This window comes from Caballeronia sordidicola (genome assembly GCF_002220365.1).
GTDB classification, from domain to species: domain Bacteria; phylum Pseudomonadota; class Gammaproteobacteria; order Burkholderiales; family Burkholderiaceae; genus Caballeronia; species Caballeronia sordidicola_C.
This window is the reverse complement of record NZ_MTHB01000225.1, coordinates 1-770: the sequence shown is the minus strand read 5'-3', so window position 1 is coordinate 770 and position 770 is coordinate 1. Positions and strand designations below refer to the sequence as shown.

The window sequence follows — 770 nt, the reverse complement described above, 5'->3', positions numbered from 1 at the left end:
ACCTGGAAACACCTATGGGAGCGCTTCGACGTCTGCATTGAGCCGGCTGACCCGAGCTTTAAGTTAAATGTGTCGATGCTATTGCGCTTCAATATGTTTCACTTGCTGCAGGCCGTTTCGCCTAATTCGATCGGCCTCGACATTGGCGTGCCGGCGAGGGGATGGACTGGCGAAGGGTACCAAGGACATATCTTTTGGGACGAGTTGTTCATTTTTCCGTTTTTTAACTATCGCTTGCCCGAAATCACGCGATCGCTCTTGATGTACCGCTATAGACGCCTGGATGAGGCGCGCGCAGCCGCTGCGGCCGCTGGGTATAAAGGAGCGATGTTCCCGTGGCAAAGCGGAAGCGATGGATCCGAAGAAACCCAGGCTTTTAACCTCAACCCGCGATCGCAGCATTGGGTGCCTGACAACTCTTATCGTACGCCCAGCCAGCGTAGCCCGCCCATACGGGGGTGAAGCTGCTTGAGCATGTTTGGAATGCATTACCTGGCGAAGTTGATGTGGCAGTACCAGGAACATGCCCTTCTTCTGCTGCGAGAAGAAGTGAGCCGAAGCGGCGGTGACTTGCTGACACTGGCAAGGTGACGTAGTCCGTGGGAAACGGGGCTTGAGGCGAAGTGGTTACGCCGAGATGAGTCTCTAGGCTGAGCGTGGGACGGTTGAGGAACACGAACCTATTGAAACGCATCTGAGGGTTGAAATGTCACCCCTGCCTACACCGCTTAACAGGCAGGACGCAAACTGTCTATGGCACATATGTATGG

Annotated in this window: 1 pseudogene; it reads left to right on the top strand. The window is 54.8% G+C overall.

What is annotated here, in order from left to right:
* Positions 1-462: pseudogene (locus tag BSU04_RS31290) on the top strand (hypothetical protein); the annotation flags it as partial.
* Positions 463-770 lie beyond the last annotated feature (308 nt).